This is a genomic window from Sphingobium agrisoli, assembly GCF_041877245.1.
Classification (GTDB): Bacteria; Pseudomonadota; Alphaproteobacteria; order Sphingomonadales; family Sphingomonadaceae; genus Sphingobium.
The window spans coordinates 1-16,413 of record NZ_JBHDJI010000017.1; the positions used below are offsets into that span (position 1 = coordinate 1).

13 protein-coding genes and 1 pseudogene are annotated in these 16,413 nt (G+C 63.9%); 6 read left to right on the plus strand and 8 right to left on the minus strand.

The window, feature by feature from the left end; all coding sequences use genetic code 11:
• The 5 genes and pseudogenes from ACETPF_RS19460 to ACETPF_RS19480 form a co-directional block, all read left to right on the plus strand.
• Positions 1-405: hypothetical protein (locus ACETPF_RS19460; protein ID WP_373936316.1), on the plus strand; the 405-nt coding region annotated here is incomplete at its 5' end.
• Positions 405-455 (plus strand): annotated as a pseudogene (locus tag ACETPF_RS19465) (hypothetical protein); the annotation flags it as partial. The gene ACETPF_RS19460 and the pseudogene ACETPF_RS19465, both read left to right, overlap by 1 nt.
• A gap of 24 nt (positions 456-479) precedes the next feature.
• Entirely contained in the window at positions 480-1,745 is a 1,266-nt protein-coding gene (locus ACETPF_RS19470; RefSeq protein ID WP_373936315.1) for a tyrosine-type recombinase/integrase, read from the plus strand.
• A gap of 391 nt (positions 1,746-2,136) precedes the next feature.
• Positions 2,137-2,823 carry a type IV toxin-antitoxin system AbiEi family antitoxin domain-containing protein gene (locus tag ACETPF_RS19475; RefSeq protein WP_373936269.1) on the plus strand — a complete coding sequence of 229 codons (687 nt, stop codon included), beginning with the start codon at positions 2,137-2,139 and terminating at the stop codon, positions 2,821-2,823.
• On the plus strand, positions 2,816-3,667 hold the full coding sequence (locus ACETPF_RS19480; RefSeq protein WP_373936270.1) for a nucleotidyl transferase AbiEii/AbiGii toxin family protein: 852 nt from the start codon (positions 2,816-2,818) through the stop codon (positions 3,665-3,667). Before ACETPF_RS19475 ends, ACETPF_RS19480 begins: the two co-directional genes overlap by 8 nt.
• Before the next feature lie 458 nt (positions 3,668-4,125).
• Here ACETPF_RS19480 and cobA read toward each other — a convergent pair whose 3' ends face one another.
• The 8 genes from cobA to ACETPF_RS19520 form a co-directional block, all read right to left on the minus strand.
• The gene (gene cobA, locus ACETPF_RS19485; RefSeq protein WP_373936271.1) at positions 4,126-4,905 is read right to left on the minus strand and encodes a uroporphyrinogen-III C-methyltransferase; all 780 of its coding nucleotides are present in this window, start codon (positions 4,903-4,905) and stop codon (positions 4,126-4,128) included.
• The gene (locus ACETPF_RS19490) at positions 4,892-7,489 is read right to left on the minus strand and encodes a molybdopterin-dependent oxidoreductase (protein WP_373936272.1); all 2,598 of its coding nucleotides are present in this window, start codon (positions 7,487-7,489) and stop codon (positions 4,892-4,894) included. Before ACETPF_RS19490 ends, cobA begins: the two co-directional genes overlap by 14 nt.
• Positions 7,489-7,821: a nitrite reductase small subunit NirD gene (gene nirD, locus ACETPF_RS19495; protein WP_373936273.1), complete on the minus strand. Its 333-nt coding sequence runs from the start codon at positions 7,819-7,821 to the stop codon at positions 7,489-7,491. Before nirD ends, ACETPF_RS19490 begins: the two co-directional genes overlap by 1 nt.
• Positions 7,822-7,826: 5 nt before the next feature.
• Positions 7,827-10,346 carry a nitrite reductase large subunit NirB gene (gene nirB / locus ACETPF_RS19500; RefSeq protein WP_373936274.1) on the minus strand — a complete coding sequence of 840 codons (2,520 nt, stop codon included), beginning with the start codon at positions 10,344-10,346 and terminating at the stop codon, positions 7,827-7,829.
• Between the two features lie 210 nt (positions 10,347-10,556).
• Entirely contained in the window at positions 10,557-11,765 is a 1,209-nt protein-coding gene (locus ACETPF_RS19505; protein WP_373936275.1) for a hypothetical protein, read from the minus strand.
• An 86-nt stretch (positions 11,766-11,851) separates the two neighbouring features.
• Entirely contained in the window at positions 11,852-13,096 is a 1,245-nt protein-coding gene (locus ACETPF_RS19510) for a nitrate/nitrite transporter (RefSeq protein ID WP_373936276.1), read from the minus strand.
• 215 nt (positions 13,097-13,311) lie between these two features.
• Positions 13,312-14,529 carry a CmpA/NrtA family ABC transporter substrate-binding protein gene (locus tag ACETPF_RS19515; protein WP_373936277.1) on the minus strand — a complete coding sequence of 406 codons (1,218 nt, stop codon included), beginning with the start codon at positions 14,527-14,529 and terminating at the stop codon, positions 13,312-13,314.
• A complete protein-coding gene (locus ACETPF_RS19520) occupies positions 14,529-15,107 on the minus strand; it encodes an ANTAR domain-containing response regulator (protein WP_373936278.1) in 579 nt (192 codons plus the stop codon). Before ACETPF_RS19520 ends, ACETPF_RS19515 begins: the two co-directional genes overlap by 1 nt.
• 648 nt (positions 15,108-15,755) lie before the next feature.
• Here ACETPF_RS19520 and ACETPF_RS19525 point away from each other — a divergent pair.
• Positions 15,756-16,412, plus strand: a complete 657-nt coding sequence (locus ACETPF_RS19525; protein ID WP_373936279.1) for a S24 family peptidase — start codon at positions 15,756-15,758, stop codon at positions 16,410-16,412.
• Position 16,413 lies beyond the last annotated feature (1 nt).

Below are 16,413 nucleotides of genomic sequence, written 5' to 3' on the forward strand. Positions count from 1 at the left end.
TGCGAATCGCAGGTCGAAAAAACCAGGTCGGGCCGCGAAAGGACTCGAACCATTCAGCTAAAAAGTTTCAGGGTATCAACGAGGGTATCGCTTCGGATCTCCATCAAAAAATGGCGGTTTTCTAAAGCTTTCGGGCCGTTTTCGAGTCCTCTTCTGGCACCATTTGTTCTCAAAGCATTGATAATGCTGGGGGATCGTCCAAAGAACGGTCCCCAGAGAGCATCTGCTGCACAAAACTGCTACACAGTCCGGGACACCAATCGTCCCCAAACCCTCGGAAAACCGCCGCAAATGGTCGTGAGGGCTGCTACACAGCAATGCTACACAATCGGCCTGTCGGACTCTGTATCCGGGGCACTCAGTTCTATTATCGCCGCCGTGTTCCGCATGACGCTCGCGACCTGATCGGTCGCGCCGAGATTTGGCGTTCGCTTCGGACGGATAGCCTCAAGATCGCCTTGCGGCGGTTGCCCAGCGCCATGGCTCGGGTCGAGGCGGAGATCGAACATCACAGGTGGGTCGCTGGTCTTCATTGCGATCCGACGCTGCTCACACCGACGTCGGACGATGCCGTGGCGAAGCGTCAGATGATCCCTGATGCGGCACCGGTCGAGGTGGAGCCGTCGCCGCCTGTTCCGTCCAGCAGCCTCACCCTTGGCGAAGCGTATGAGCAGTATATGACCGACCCGACGCAGGCGTGGTCAGCCCGAACGCGGGAGGCATATGAGACGAGCCGCAGGCTCGCCGTGTCGATCATCGGCAAAGACGTTCCCATGCGCTCGCTCGCTCGCGCCCATTGTCGCGACTACATCGACGTGCTGCGTTTCATGCCGCGCAATGCCGCCAAGCGGTTCCCGAAGCTCACCGCCCGCCAAGCCGCTGATCGCGCTCGAACGCGCGGCGAAACCGACCTCATCAGCGCAGCCAACGCCAACACCTGTCTCGCCAACTTGTCGAGCTTCCTGAACTGGGCTGTCAATGAGGAGCTACTCGATCGAAATCTGATACGCGGCCTGCGTCTGCCCGACGACACTGCAAAGAAGGACAAGCGCTTTCCGTTCAACCCGAGCCAGCTACACGCGATCTTCAACGCTCCGCTTTATCGGGGGTGCGTAGATGGGGAGCGCGGATACGCCAAACCGGGAATCGAGCGGCCTCGCAATGCACGATTCTGGGTGCCGCTGATCGGCCTACACACGGGCATGCGACTGAACGAAATCTGCCAACTCGATGTCGCCGATATCCGAACGGTCGATGGGGTGCGTTGCTTCGCGATCACCGAGAAGTCTTTTGCCGGGAGCACTGACAAGAACCTCAAGACGGGCGCGAGTGAGCGTCTCATGCCAATCCACAAGAACCTGATCGACTGCGGGTTACTGCACTTCGTGGACAAGCAGCGCCGCAACGGTCGCACCAAGCTGTTCGAGGAGATTGACCCCGGCGTCAAGGGCGTGCGGTCGGTCGCGTTTTCAAAATGGTTCACGCAGTTTCTTCGAAGCTGCGGTGCCTATCAACCTCGCACCTGCTTCCACTCATTCCGTCATAACTTCCGCGACGAGTTGCGTGCCGCACGTGTAGACCATGACCTTGCAATGGCGCTCGGCGGATGGACGAACGGAACGGGGAAGCGGGGAGCATCCGAGAACTACGGCAGCGGGCATCGGGTGGCCGTGCTGGCAGAGGCGGTCAGCCAGCTTACCTTCCTCGAAGTGGATATCTCCCATCTGGCGTGGAACGCCAGCTAGCAGCCCTCATGACCATTTACGGCAGTTTTCGGAGGGTTTGGGGACGATTGGTGCCCCGAACTGTGTAGCAGTTTTGTGTAGCAGACGCTCTCTGGGGACCGTTCTTTGGACGATCCCCCAGCATTACCAATGCTTTGAGAACAAATGGTGCAGAAGAGGACTCGAAAACGAGCGCTTCTAGCGCAGAAAACCGCCATTTCTTGAGCATTGCCGCAAGCTGATACCATGATCGATACCCAGGGACTTTTTGTTGGAGCGGTTCGGGTCCTGAAGCCCCGAAATTATGAGTGTGCCCAAGTGATTCGATAAGCTGCTTTGGGGAGGCGGTGGCCCTCGCTGCCGATTTAAGAAATTCTTGAAACTTTCATCGTTTGAAAGTATCTGGAATTTTATGAGCGCGCTTTCTGAACAAATTATGGGGTCAAGCCTCGCTGAGCGGGTCTTCAACGAAAGCCAGCTTCGTGAACTGCTGGGCGACAGCGATGCCCGCCGCTATGCTCTGGTCAACAGGGCGCTGAAAGACGGTTCGCTGATCCGTCTCAAGCGGGCCACCTATATGCTCGGCCAAAGCAGCCGCAGCGAGGCGGGTCATCCCTTCTCCGTGGCGCAGGCGCTCCTGCCCGGGAGCTATATCTCCTTTGAAACAGCGTTGGCCTATCACGGCTGGATTCCGGAGGCCGTCTTTACCACGGCAAGCGTTTCACCGGGCCGCAAGACGATTGCCTATGATACGCCATCCCTCGGGCAATTCAGCTTTCATCCACTCGCGCTCCGGGAATACCAATTCCTGACGAGCGTGGAACGGGAAAAGTTCGGCAAACTCACGTCATTCGTCGCGCAGCCTTTGCGGGCGCTGATGGATCTTGTCGCTTTACGAAAGGAACATTGGTCCGGTTTGGATTGGCTCGTCACCGGCATGCGGATCGACGTGGATCGGCTGCTGTCGCTTAGGTACAAGGATTTCTCGGCACTCCGGCCCGTGTACAAGCACAAAGCCGCCAACGATTTTCTCCATTCACTCAAAGGCGCCATTTTGACGAACAAAGGCGCAGCCAAAGGACGCCTCGCGGATGATTGAAATCATTCAGGAGAAGCTTCGCCAATATCGAGCGACCAACGCGGTCGAGGAGGAGAATGCGACCAAGGAGATCATCCAAGAGATCGCCCTGTATGCGCTCTGGCGTAGCGACTTTTTCGACGTCGCTCTTTTCCAGGGTGGCACCAGCCTGCGCATTCTGCACCGCCTGCCCAGGTTCTCCGAAGACCTCGATTTCATGCTCAGGTCGCCGAACCCCGAGTTTGACTGGGCACCCTATCTCAAAATTCTGGTCGAGGTTTTCTCGCAGTTCGGATTGAAGCTCGATGCCCAGCCCAAGGAGAGGATGGACAAGGCGGTTCGGGAGGCGGTGCTCAAAGATGACTCCATCGCGAGTCAGCTCGATCTGACCTTCGCAGGCACGGGACGCCGCCGAACGATCAGGATTAAGCTGGAGATCGACACCAATCCACCGCCCGGGTCCGGCGAAGCCAGCACCTTTCTCGATTTCCCCGCCGACTATGAGGTACGGCATCAGGATCTGCCGTCCAACTTCGCGCTGAAAATCCATGCGCTCCTTTGCCGAGGATATCTGAAGGGCAGGGATTGGTATGACTTTTCCTGGTATGTCTCGAACGGGGTGTCTCCCAATCTGGCGCATCTCCAGGCGGCCCTCATCCAGGCGGGCCCATGGGCGGGGCAGGAAGACCTCAAGATCAATATGGCATGGCTGGAGGACACGCTGCGGAACACCATAGCCACTATCGACTGGAAAGCCGCCGCCAACGACGTCATGCGCTTCCTTCGCCCAGCGGAGGCGAAGTCGCTGGAATTATGGAGCGACCGCTTCTTCCTCGCAAAGCTTGGGAAGATGGCGGCGGCGTAAATTGGCCATTCCGAGTTGCGGTCAGCGGCGTTTTGTCCAGCGTACTGACTAGTTGCCATGCCCAAGGTAGAAGTATTGGCCCTTTCCGAGATAAAGCAGTCAGGTCGTTATACGGCTTGAACAAATCTGACGTTCGAATCGCAGGTTACCGGCGCTCGACATCTCAGGAAGCGACCAAACCCGGTCGTTCCCCGGTCGGATTTTGAACGGCAGGTCCTGACACAACTTGCCGTTCAACTCTGGTGCAAGGCGGTCGAGCAACAACAGGCCTAAATCGAACCTGAGGGTATCGCGAACAACTCATCCCTTGCTCTCCCTCGGAGCTGCGGCGCTCTTTGAACGCACACGGACAAAGCCTCGCCTGCGTTGCGGTGGCCAATCCGTTCCAGTCTTGATGGCTCCACGTATTCGGAAAAGTGAATGGGAGTGTGGGAAACGACCGAACCCGTTCGATATTTTCAGGCATACAGCAGCGCTCCATCCGCTGCTGTTTCGGTACGCTCATGTGCGGCGACCGCGTCCCCTACCAGCAGGAAGGTCGGCTCCTTGTCACTGACCGCTTGAACCAAGAAGGCAAGCGCGGAGAGCTTGCCCCGGATCAGCCGCTCGGTCGGGAGCGAGACGTTGACCGCGACCATGACCGGCGTGTCGGGGTGCCGCCCCGCAGCGATCAGATTGCGGCTGATCGCGCCCGCCGCCGCCCGGCCCATGTAGATGCCGAGCGTGTTGTCGCCGGCGAGCGCCGCCCAGTCGAGCGCGAGCGGCTCACCGGCGCGCAGATGTGCCGTCACCAGCGTCAAACCGCGCGCAAGCCCGCGCAAGGTCAGCGACATGTGAGCGCTTGCCGCCGCCGCGCTCGCCGTGGTGATACCGGGGCAGATGTGGACAGGGACGCCTTCACGCCCAAGATGCGCCATTTCCTCGGCGGAGCGGCCGAAGATGGAGGGATCGCCGCCCTTCAGGCGGACGACGCGCCGCCCCGCCTTCGCCGCCGCGAGCAGCAGGTCGTTGATGCTTTCTTGCGCCTTGCTGTGTCGGCCAGACCGCTTGCCGACGCCGATCCGCTCGACCCCGGGCGGGATCAGGTCGAGCACGCCCGGTCCAACCAGCGCATCGTAAAAGACCACGTCCGCCGCGCCGATCAACCGTTCCGCCTTGCGGGTCAGCAGGTCCGGGTCACCCGGCCCGGCGCCCACCAGCCAGACGTCGCCGGGGGCGATCAGATCATTCTGCGGCATCAAGCGTCTCCTGCATGGTCTGGGCAAGGATGTTGGCGAGCGCGGGGTGGCAGGAGCCGCAATTGGTGCCGGCGCCGATCGCTTGGCCGATGGCAGGCACGTCGACAAGGCTCTGGTCGCGGATCGCAGCGACAATCTGGTTCAAACCAATGTCGAAGCAGACGCAGATGGTCGCGCCCTTGTCCGGCTGTGCGCCGGGGCCGCGCGCGGCGAGGACGGATGCGGTGACGCCCACTGCCTCCAATTGTCCGATCAGCCAGTCGCGCGAGGGCAGGAGGCCGGTGCGGGTGACCAACAGGATGGCGGCGAGCCGGCCTTCATGGAGGATCGCGACGCGGCGAGTGCCGCGCGCGGGATCGGCCGCCTCGACCCGGTCGCCTTTGGGCAGGCAGGCGTCGAGCCGCGCGGGATCGCCATTGCCGGCCACCTCGTAGAGCGCCCCGCCAGGGACCGTGACCCGCGTCGCCCACAGGCAAGGCAGCGCTACCGGCTCCGCTCCTCGCAGGATGAGGAAGCCTTTCCATTCGACCGCCACCTTGGCGAGGCGGGCCGGGGTGGATTTGAAGCCAGGCTGGCCCGAATGGGGATCGACCAGCGGCCGGGGGAGCAGGCCGGTGCGGCCGCCTGTCGAGACCTGATCGGTCCAGTGAATCGGCGTGAAGATTTCGCCGAAGCGCTGGCCTTCGCTCAAGGCTACGCGGAACAGACTGTCGCCCGACGGTGTGGCGACGCGGACGAGATCGCCTTCCGCAAGGCAAAGCGCCTGGGCGTCGGCCGGATGCACCTCGACCAGCGGTTCCTCGCGATGGCGGGCGAGCTTGGGCGAGAGGCCGGTGCGAGTCATCGTATGCCACTGATCGCGGTAGCGGCCGGTGTTGAGCGTCAGGGGCCAGTCGCGCAGCGGCGGCTGAAGCTCCATCTGCTTCGTCAGCACCAGCCGCGCCTTGCCATCGGGCGTGGGAAAGCGGCCGTCGGCGAAGGGCGTGCCGCCCCAACGGAACGGCGCCATCGCTTCATAAGCGTCGTTGCCAATCGTCGCATGGGCGCGCAGGTTCAGCAGGCGCTGCCCGTCATTCTGATAGGCGGTGAGGCGCGCATGTTCGCGCCAGATGTCGGCGGGCCGGTCATAGGCGAAGGCGTTGCGCCAGCCCATGCGTCGGGCGACTTCCTTGACGATCCACCAGTCGGGTTTCGCTTCGCCGGGAAGCGGCAGGAAGGGCCGCTGGCGGCTGACCGTGCGGTCGGAGTTGGTGACGGTGCCGTCCTTCTCCCCCCATCCGACGGCGGGCAGGCGGACATGGGCGTGCGTGCTGCTGTCGGTGGCGGTCATGATGTCCGACACGACGAGGAAGGGGATCGAGGCCAGCGCTTCGCGCACGCGGCGGGCATCGGGCATGGACGCGGCGGGGTTGGTCGCCATGATCCAGAGCGCCTTGATGCGGCCTTCGCCAATCGCGCGGAACAGATCGACGGCTTTGAGGCCGGGCTTCACCGCCATACTGGGCGCGGCCCAGAAGCGGCCGACACGCGCGACATTGTCGGGCGCGAAATCCATATGCGTGGCGAGCGTGGAGGCCAGGCCGCCGACCTCGCGGCCGCCCATGGCGTTGGGCTGGCCGGTGATGGAGAAGGGCGCGGCGCCGGGCTTGCCGATGCGGCCCGTGGCGAGATGGACGTTGAGGATCGCATTCACCTGATCGGTGCCCCGGATCGACTGGTTGACGCCCTGGCTGAACAGGGTGACGGTGCGCGGGGTGTCGGCGAACAGGCGGAAAAACTGCTCCAGCTGCGCGGGTGGCAGGTCGCAGGTCTTGGCGGTGGTCCACAGGTCATGACCGGCGCGGATATGATCCCAGAAGCCATCCGGCACGCTCAGATGATCGGATGCGGCGATGCCTTCCTGATCACACCAGGCCAAGAGGCCGTTCATCAGGGCGACGTCGGTGCCGGGCTTGAGCGCCAGATGCAGGTCCGCGCCTTCGCATGTCTCGGTGCGGCGCGGGTCGATGACGACGATCTTCGTGCCGCGTTCGGCGCGGGCGGCCTGGATGCGCTGATAGACGATCGGGTGGCACCAGGCCGTATTGGACCCGACGAGGACGATGAGGTCGGCTTCGTCCAGATCATCATAGGTCGCGGGCACGATGTCCTCGCCGAAGGCGCGGTTATGGCCGGCGACCGCGCTCGACATGCAGAGGCGGCTGTTGGTGTCGATGTTGGCCGAGCCGATGAAGCCCTTCATCAGCTTGTTGGCGACATAATAATCCTCGGTCAGCAACTGACCCGAGACGTAGAAAGCGACGCTGTCGGGGCCGTGGCGGTCGATGGTGTCGCGGAAGCGCCGCGCGACAAGGTCGAGCGCCTTGTCCCAGCTTGCGCGCTTGCTGCCGATCATCGGATGGAGCAGGCGACCGTTAAGGCCCACCGTCTCACCCAGATGCGTGCCCTTCGAGCAGAGGCGACCGGCATTTGCGGGGTGCGCCTCATCGCCCTCGATCGTCACCGAGCGCGGCCCGGTCGGCGTCGCGGCAATCCCGCAGCCGACGCCGCAATAGGCGCAGGTGGTGCGGACCGCCTGATCCATCAGGCCGCTTTCAACATCGCAGGCCGCGCGATCAGGATGCGGTCACCGTCAATCCGCACCGCCACCGTGGGCGTGCAGCCCGTGTCGGCACCTTGCGCTTCGCCGGTTTTCAGCGCGATGGTCCAGTTGTGGAGCGGACAGGCGACGCTGTGGCCATGGACGATGCCTTGGCTGAGCGGCCCCTGCTTGTGCGGGCATTCGTTGATCAGCGCGAAGATCTGGTCGTCACCGGTGCGGAACACGGCGATCTCCTTTCCGCCCGCGATGCGCACGGTGCGTGCGCCGCGCTGGGGAATGTCGTCCAGCGTGCCGATATCTATCCAGTCGGTCATCAATGTCACTCCGCGGCGATGGCGATGGTTTCGAGGGGCTGGTGCAGATCGGCGCGTGCGCCCGTCGCGCGCTCGGCCCACGGGTCTTCCTGGCTGAAGCTCTGCGCATAGAGGAAGCGCGCCCGCAGCGCCTCGCGGCCCGCATCATCCTCGACGATCCGGCTCTTCACATAGTCGACGCCGACCCGCTCGATCCACGGCGCGGTGCGCTCCAGATAGCGGGCCTCCTCGCGGTAGAGCTGGATGAAGGCGGCGCAGTAATCGAGCGCTTGCTGCTCGGTCGCGACCTTGCACAGCAGGTCGGTGGCGCGGACATGGATGCCGCCGTTGCCGCCGACATGCAGTTCGTAGCCTGAATCCACGCAGACGATGCCGAAATCCTTGATCGTCGCTTCGGCGCAATTGCGAGGGCAGCCCGACACCGCGATCTTGAACTTGTGGGGCATCCACGATCCCCAGGTCATCCGCTCGGTCTTGACCCCGAGGCCAGTCGAATCCTGCGTGCCGAAGCGGCACCATTCGGAGCCGACGCAAGTCTTCACCGTGCGCAGCGACTTGCCATAGGCGTGGCCCGAGACCATGCCGGCGGCGTTGAGATCGGCCCAGACCGCGGGCAGATCCTCGCCCTTGATGCCGAAGATGTCGAGCCGCTGACCGCCGGTCACCTTGACCATCGGCGCGTTATATTTCTCGACCACATCCGCGATGGCGCGCAGCTCGCGCGGGTTGGTGAGGCCGCCCCACATGCGCGGGACGACTGAATAGGTGCCGTCCTTCTGGATGTTGGCGTGCATCCGTTCATTGACGAAGCGGCTCTGCTGGTCGTCCTGATAGTCGCCCGGCAGCGCGCAAAGGAGATAGTAATTGAGCGCGGGGCGGCAGGAGGAGCAGCCGTCGGGCGTGGTCCAATGCAGCAATTGCATCACTTCAGGGATGGAGCGCATCGACTGGGCGACGATTTCCCGCCGCACATCGTCATGGGTAAAACTGGTGCATTTGCACATCGTCTTGGGGCCGGACTGCACCTCATCGCCCAGCACAACAGCCAGCAGATTTTCGACAAGCCCGGTGCAGCTGCCGCAACTGGCCGACGCCTTGCAGGTGGCGCGGACAGTGTCGAGACTGCAAGCGCCCTTCTCGATGCACGCGACGACCTTGCCCTTGCTGACGCCGTTGCAGCCGCAAATCTCGGCCTCGTCCGAGAGCGCCGCAACGGCCGCCTTAGGGTCCAGCGCGCCTCCTCCCGAGGCGAAGGCCTGACCGAAGATTAACAGGTCGCGCATGTCGGCGATGTCCTCGCCTTTCCTCAGCAGGTCGAAATACCAGCCGCCGTCCGCCGTATCGCCGTAGAGCACCGCGCCGACGATGCGGTCGTCCTTCACCACGACCCGCTTGTAGACGCCGCGCGACGCATCGCGCAGGACGATGTCCTCGCACCCCTCGCCGCCCAAAAAGTCGCCGGCGGAAAAGACGTCGAGGCCGGCGACCTTGAGCTTGGTCGAGGTGACCGAGCCCTTGTAACCCGTATGTTGGTCGGTCAGGCCGTCGGCCAAGCTGCGGCACATGTCCCACAGCGGCGCGACGAGGCCATAGACATTGCCGTCATGCTCGACGCATTCGCCGACCGCCAGCACATCGGGGTCGCTCGTCACCATATGATCGTCGACCAGGATGCCGCGATTGACCGCAAGGCCCGCCTCGCGCGCCAGCGCAGTCGCGGGGCGGATGCCGACCGCCATGACGACGAGGCTGGCGGGTATCTCACGCCCGTCCTTCAGCCGCACGCCCTCCACCTTGCCGTCGCCGAATATCTCCGCCGTGTTCGCGCCGGTCAGGATCGTCTGGCCCCGCGCCTCCAGCGCGCTCTTGAGCAGCCAGCCCGCCGCTTCGTCGAGCTGACGCTCCATCAGCGTGTCCATGAGGTGGATGACAGTGACCTTCATGCCGCGCAGCGTCAGGCCGTGCGCCGCCTCCAGCCCCAGCAGGCCGCCGCCGATCACCACGGCGTCGCCGCCTTTCCCGGCGGCCTCCAGCATCATGTCGACATCCTTCATGTCGCGGAAGCTGATGACGCCGGGCAGGTCCTTGCCCGGTACAGGGATGATGAAGGGATCCGATCCGGTGGCGATCAGCAGCTTGTCATAATGCACGGTGCGGCCCGACCGGCTGGTCACCGCCTTGGCGGAGCGGTCGATTGCCGACACCGGATCGCCCGCGATCAGGTCTATGTCATTGTCGGCATACCATTCGCGCGGGTTGATGACGATGTCGTCGAAGCTTTTCTCGCCCGCCAGCACGGGGGAGAGCATGATGCGGTTATAGTTCACATGGGGTTCGGCGCCGAAGATCGTGACCCGGTACCGTGTCGCGTCGCGCGCCAGCAACTCCTCCACCGCGCGGCAGCCCGCCATGCCGTTGCCCACGACGACCAGATGCTCGCGCCCGCCGGCGGCCGGCGTCAGCAGCGCATCGCCGCTATCGGGTTCCGGCGCCATGCCGGCCTGCGTCCCGTCCTGAAATTCCATGCCCGTGACTCCAGAAAACAAAAAAGCCGCCATCCCGACCCCCGGGCATTAAAGTCCGGGGGTCGGGATGGCGGCTTTGCCATCATATGCGCCTCACCGGTCCGTCCATGGACCGCGTCGGCTATGTGAAGAAGGACAACTTTGTCCCTTGCAGTGCAGCATAAGAGAAATCGCCTGACGGCTCAAGCGATTCCTCTCAGCGCTTTTCAGTCAGATGGACCAGTCGGCCTGGAGCCAGAGCTTGTCCGTGTCGGTCGCAAGCGCGCGCGCGTCATAATGGGCGTAGCGGACAGACAACATGGTCTTTTTGAGCTTCGCTGAAGCCAGGAGATCGATCTCATTGCCATAATGCTGGCTCAGGCGATCGCTTTCGTACCGGTGCCAGCTGCCCGTCAGCGACACGGCCGACAGCGGCCCCATCGTCTTCCAGCCATAGCCGCCGCCGACATAGAGGTCGCGAATGCCGTTGGGCGGGGTCATCAGGAATTTGTCGGCCCAGCCCTGGAACTTGAAATTGGTGCCGAGCGGCGTCTGGAAACTGGTGAGGGCGATGCCCTTGCTCGCGCCCAATATTTCATAGCCGCCGTTCAGCTTCCAGCCCTTCACGTCCAGCGTCGCGTCGGCCAGCCAATAGTCGGCGGCATAAGCGTTGGGGTTGCGATGATAGTCGGACTCGCGCGCATAGCTCAGCTGATAGCCCAATTTCGCGGCCTTCGAGAGCAAGCGCGAACCCGCAACGCGCGCGCCATAGGTCTGGCTCGACAGGCGATAGCCCTGCACTGCCGTCTCGTCCTGATCGACCAGATAGGCAAAGCCGGTCAGCGTGCCGATGGGCGTCGCACAGGAGAGATTGGCGAAGACATTGTCGCCGCCGATCGCCTGCTGCCGCGCGCCGATGCCGTCGATGCCCCAAATGGTGCGCACGCTCCAGGCATAGGCCACGTCCAGCTTCAGCCCCTTGGCCGGCGTGATTTCGGCGCGCACGGCGTCGAACGTCTGGCCGTTGTCGCGAAAGCCGACATTGCCGACGAAACGTTCATCGTCGAGCACGATCTTCTGCCGTCCGGCGGTCAGCGTCACCGCCTTGGTCCGGTACTGGACCTGCGCGATGTAGAGCGCGACATTCTGCGGATCGGCGACCAGCGGCCGGGTGGCGGCGCCATGCAGCCCGTCATAATAATGGTCGATGAGGGCGAGCGTGCCCTGACCGACCAGGGTGGCGCTCAGCGCGCCGGTGGTGGCGGTCACGCCGGCGCGGACGCGGGCGGTGAGCGCGCTGGCCTTCGACCGCGCGAGGCCGTCCTGGTCGACATGTTCGTAGCGCAGCCGCGCTTCGGCGACCGGCTTGAGCGCGACTTGCTGGGCGCAAGCGGGCCCTGCGACGGCCAGCCCGGCCGCCGATAGAAGAAACGTTTTCATGGATGCTCGTCCCCCCTAGGACGCGAATATCGTGCAGACCAGGGAAGGCGGGCGGGCCCTTTGATGCCACCCGCCTTCCCTTTCAATCAGATGCGCGCGCCGGTCGTCCAGCTCTTGCGCCACTTGCCCCGCACCAGCGCGATGCCGGCGAAGGCCAGTACGGCAAGGCCCGCAAAGATCAGAAAGCCCGGCGCGAAGCTGCCGGTGAACTGCTTGGCAAGGCCGAGCGAACTGGCGAGGTAGAAGCCGCCGACGCCGCCCGCGAAGCCGACGAGGCCGGTCATGATGCCAATTTCCGCCTGGAACCGCTGGGGCACCAGCTGGAACACCGCGCCGTTGCCCGCGCCCAGCGCCAGCATGGCGAGGACGAAGCAGGCGAGCGCCGCAGCCAGCGTAGGCGCCTGGCTGACCCCGGCCAGCGCGACGGCGGCCATGACGTAAACGATCATCAGCGCCTTGGACCCGCCGATCCTGTCAGCCAGCGCGCCGCCCATCGGCCGCACCAGCGATCCGGCGAAGACGCAGGCGGCGGTGCAATAGCCCGCGACGATAGGGGTCAGGCCGAACTGGTCGGTGAAATAGATGGGCAGCGATGCCGCAAGACCCACGAAACCGCCGAAGGTGACAGCGTAGAAGGCCATCAGCCACCAGGCGTCGGCCTGCTTCAGGGGCTGGAAATAATCGATCAGTCGCTTGGGCGCGGGCGCGTTCGGCGCGTCCTTCGCCATGATCATGTAAACGACGAACACAAGCGAGAGGGGGATGCAGGCGAGGCCCAGCACCGCGTTCCAGCCGAACAGCTTGGCCAGCATCGGCGCGAAGAGCGACGCAAGTACCGTGCCCGAGTTGCCCATACCGGCAAGGCCCATCGCCTTGCCCTGATGCTCGGCGGGGTACCAGCGGCTGGTGAGCGGCAGCGCGATCGCGAAGCTGGCCCCGGCAAAGCCCAGGATCACGCCCAGCGCCAGCGTGCCGCCGAAGCTGTTGACGCCCGCCAGATAGGCGGTCAGCAGCCCGGCGATGACGATGATCTGGCTGATCGCGCCCGCCCGCTTGGGACCGATGCGATCGACCAGCAGGCCGTTGACGACACGAAGGAAAGCGCCGGCCAGGGTTGGGACCGCGACCATCAGCCCCTTTTCCGCAGGGGTCAGCGCCAGCGTCTTGGAAATGGCGGGCGCAAGCGGCCCCAGCAGCACCCAGACCATGAAGGCCAGGTCGAAATAGAGGAAGGCGGCAATCAGTGTCGGCGCGTGGCCGGCCTTCCAGAAACTCGTCGCGGGCGCGGCAGGGTCGGCCTCTGCTTCGCGATCCCAATAAACGGTAGCCATGTGACGCCCCCCATAAAACGGAAAATGGACATGAAAAAAGCCGCAGGCCGGAGGCGTGCCATGGGCACGGTCCGGTCAGCGGCTTTGCTGCGATAAGGTGAGGATGACGATCCCACCCTTGGGACGGCGCATCCGTTGCGTCGCGCTTCGTCGCGCGACCACCATGTTATCCCGCGATTCGCCCTATGTTGCAAGGCACAATTTTCGCTCGCTTTTCAGCGTGTCGGGCGGAACCCGTCCAGGAACTCGTCCATCCGTTCGGGGTCGAAGATGCGCCCGTCAAAGAATCGGTCGGGCCCAAGCGTGATGCCCACGCCCCCGCGCGAGCCGACCGCGAGCGGCAGGCCGAGCGCCCCTTCCACCTTCATGCTGGCCCCGGGCATCGGCACCTGCGTGCCGGCGAGCGCCCGGCGGAAGACGTCGGGTCGAAACACCGCGCCCGCGCGCGCCATATGGTCGGGCGAATGGTCGATCATCGCCCAGCGCACGAACTGCGAATAGATCCACAAAGCCTGGCTGCGCCAGGGGAAGGGCGTCGCTTCGCGTCCGAACAGCAGATAATCGGGATTGGCGATTGGCGCTTCGCCAGCGCGAACCACCATCCGGCCGGTCAATGCCCGCGCAATGAGGTCTGCGGGCTGGTCGACATAGCGCGGGTCGGACAGAAGGTGGGACAGCTCCCCATGATGGACGGGATCGTCGCACCAGGCCGCCGCGCGAATGAGCGCACGCAGGAGGCGATCGACCAGGTCAGGATGCTCCTCAAGCCAGGCTTCGCGGAAGGCCAGAACCTTCTCCACCCCCCGCTGCCAGATGCGCTCGCCGATCGCAGCCGTTTCGGCAAGTCCTGCCTCCACCGCCGCGCTGCCCCATGGCTCGCCCGCGATGAACCCGTCAATTTCGCCCGCCCGCATCGCCTCCACCGTCAATGAGGGCGGGAGGACCCGCAGCACCACATCGCGATCGGGGTCTACGCCCGCGCTGGCGAGCCAGTAGCGCAACATGATCGCATGACTGGAAAAGCGATGGACCACGCCGATCACAGGCTTGCGCCGCCACAGGCCGATGGCGGCGGCGAAATCATGCGCGGTGCCCAGCGGGTCGGCGAGCCGGCGCACCGGATCCGGATCGAGCGCGGCGGCGAAATCGCGCGCCATCACCAGCATATTGCCGTTGACGTTGAGCTTGTAAGGTGCGGCGATCGCGGCGGGTTGCTGGCTGAGACCCAAGGTCACCGCCACTGCCAGCGGCGCGAGCATATGAGCAGCCTGTACCTGGCCATAGACCAGCCGGTCACGCAGCGTCGCCCAACTGGTCGATCGGATGAGGTCGAGCGTCAGCCCTTCTTCTTCCGCAAAGCCCCGTTCCTTCGCGACAGCCAGTACGGCGACGTCGGTCAGCGGTAGGAAGGCGATGCGTAAAATATCCGTCATCACGCCCCTCCCAACAGGTCGCTGGCGGTGATGAGCGCCTGCGCCACGTCCACGATCTTTTTCCCCTGGTTCATCGCGCTGGAGCGCAGCAGTGCGTAGGCGTCCTGCTCGCTCAAGGATCGCTGGTTCATCAGGATCGACTTTGCGCGATCGATGATCTTGCGGTCGCTGAGCGCGGTCCGCGCCTCCTCCAGCTCGGCCTGCATCCGGGCAAAGGCGTTGAAGCGGCGGACCGCCAATTCCAGCACCGGCTTGACTCGCTCCTTGCGCAATCCGTCGACCACATAGGCGGATATGCCTGCGTCGATCGCCGCGCCAATCATCGCGTCATCCGACTGGTCTACGAACATGGCGATGGGCCGGGCGAGGGCGCGGCTGACGGTCAACATCTCTTCCAACGTGTCCCGGCTTGGGTTGCCCAGGTCCATCAGCACGACATCGGGCGCCATCCGCTCCAGTCTGGCGACGAACGCGCCGCGCGGCGGGACGATGTGGATGTCGTCATAGCCCGCCTCACGCAGTCCTTCCTCCAGGATGGTCGCGCGTAGGCCGCTGTCATCGATGATGACGATTCTCATGGGGCTGACTCGCCAGGCATGAGGGCGGCAGGTCGGGCAATCACACCGCGCGGTCAAGGGGGCACCGGCAAACAGTCCCATTCTAGCCTCTCGGGGACGCCGCCGGACGGGCTAACCGTATTGAAATGGTCGAGGGAGACAGCGATCTTTATATAGCTGCCGCGCCTCGCCACAGCCACGCATGTCGAGACCCATTTCATTGATGTCCAAATATATGACAACCGCAGGCAGGGCGGCTGGCGGACAAACACCGAACGTCGGCTTCGACAAGGAGTTGACGTTTTACTTGTGTCATCGGAATGACGGGAATGTCCCACGACGCGGCATATGCTGCCGGCAACCATCGACCCTTATGAGACGCTCAGCTACCATTTTTCCCTTCCCAACTGCGGACAGTCTACTTTGCTATCATCAAAGCTCGCGCGTGGCCGGGAACGACCGCGATGAGACTTTCTGGTTCTCCGCAGTAGCGAGGAAGGCGCCTGGATATGGAAAGCTGCGGTAGTAATACAGCGCTCCACAGCTCAATCAGCGGTCCGCCCGAACACGTCCGGACAGGCGTTGTCCATTCGCAAGTTCTTGCATCGTTAGGCTCAGCAAAAGCGGATTTTCTTGTGAGGGGCCATGTCACCGTGGCAGGTTTGTCTGATGGACGATTCACGCCAAACATTGACTCGCCTTATGATGGAGCGCGGTGAGACCGCTGTCAGCCTTTCCCGCTTACTCAAGCGCAATCCTGCCTACATCCAACAGTTCATCCAGCGCGGAACGCCGCGCAAGCTCGATGAAATCGATCGTCGCGCATTAGCCCGCTATTTCGGCGTGCCCGAAGCGATGCTGGGCGGCGCTGCGGAAGAGGCCGCGCCGCCGCGCGTGCGAGGGACGCCGGCGGTCGTCGCTATTCCCCGGCTGGCGCTAGGCGCTTCGGCGGGCGTTGGATCGATGGACGAGGATGAGCGGGCAGCGGGCGTGATGGCGTTCGACGCGCGCTGGCTGCGCCATCTGGGGGTGCGGCCGCAGCGCGTGTCGATCATCCGCGTGGATGGCGAATCGATGGCACCGACGCTCAGCGACGGCGACGATATCATGGTCGATCATGACGATGCGGCCGAACGGCTGCGCGATGGCGTCTATGTGCTGCGGCTCGACGGGGTGCTGATGGTCAAGAGGATTGCGCCGGGGCCGCTGCGCGGGCGGTTCAGCGTGCTCAGCGACAATGTCCATTATCCCGACTGGACCGACATCGACCCTGCGCTGGTCGACATTGTCGGGCGAGTAGTGTGGACAGGCAGCAGGGTTAAATGAC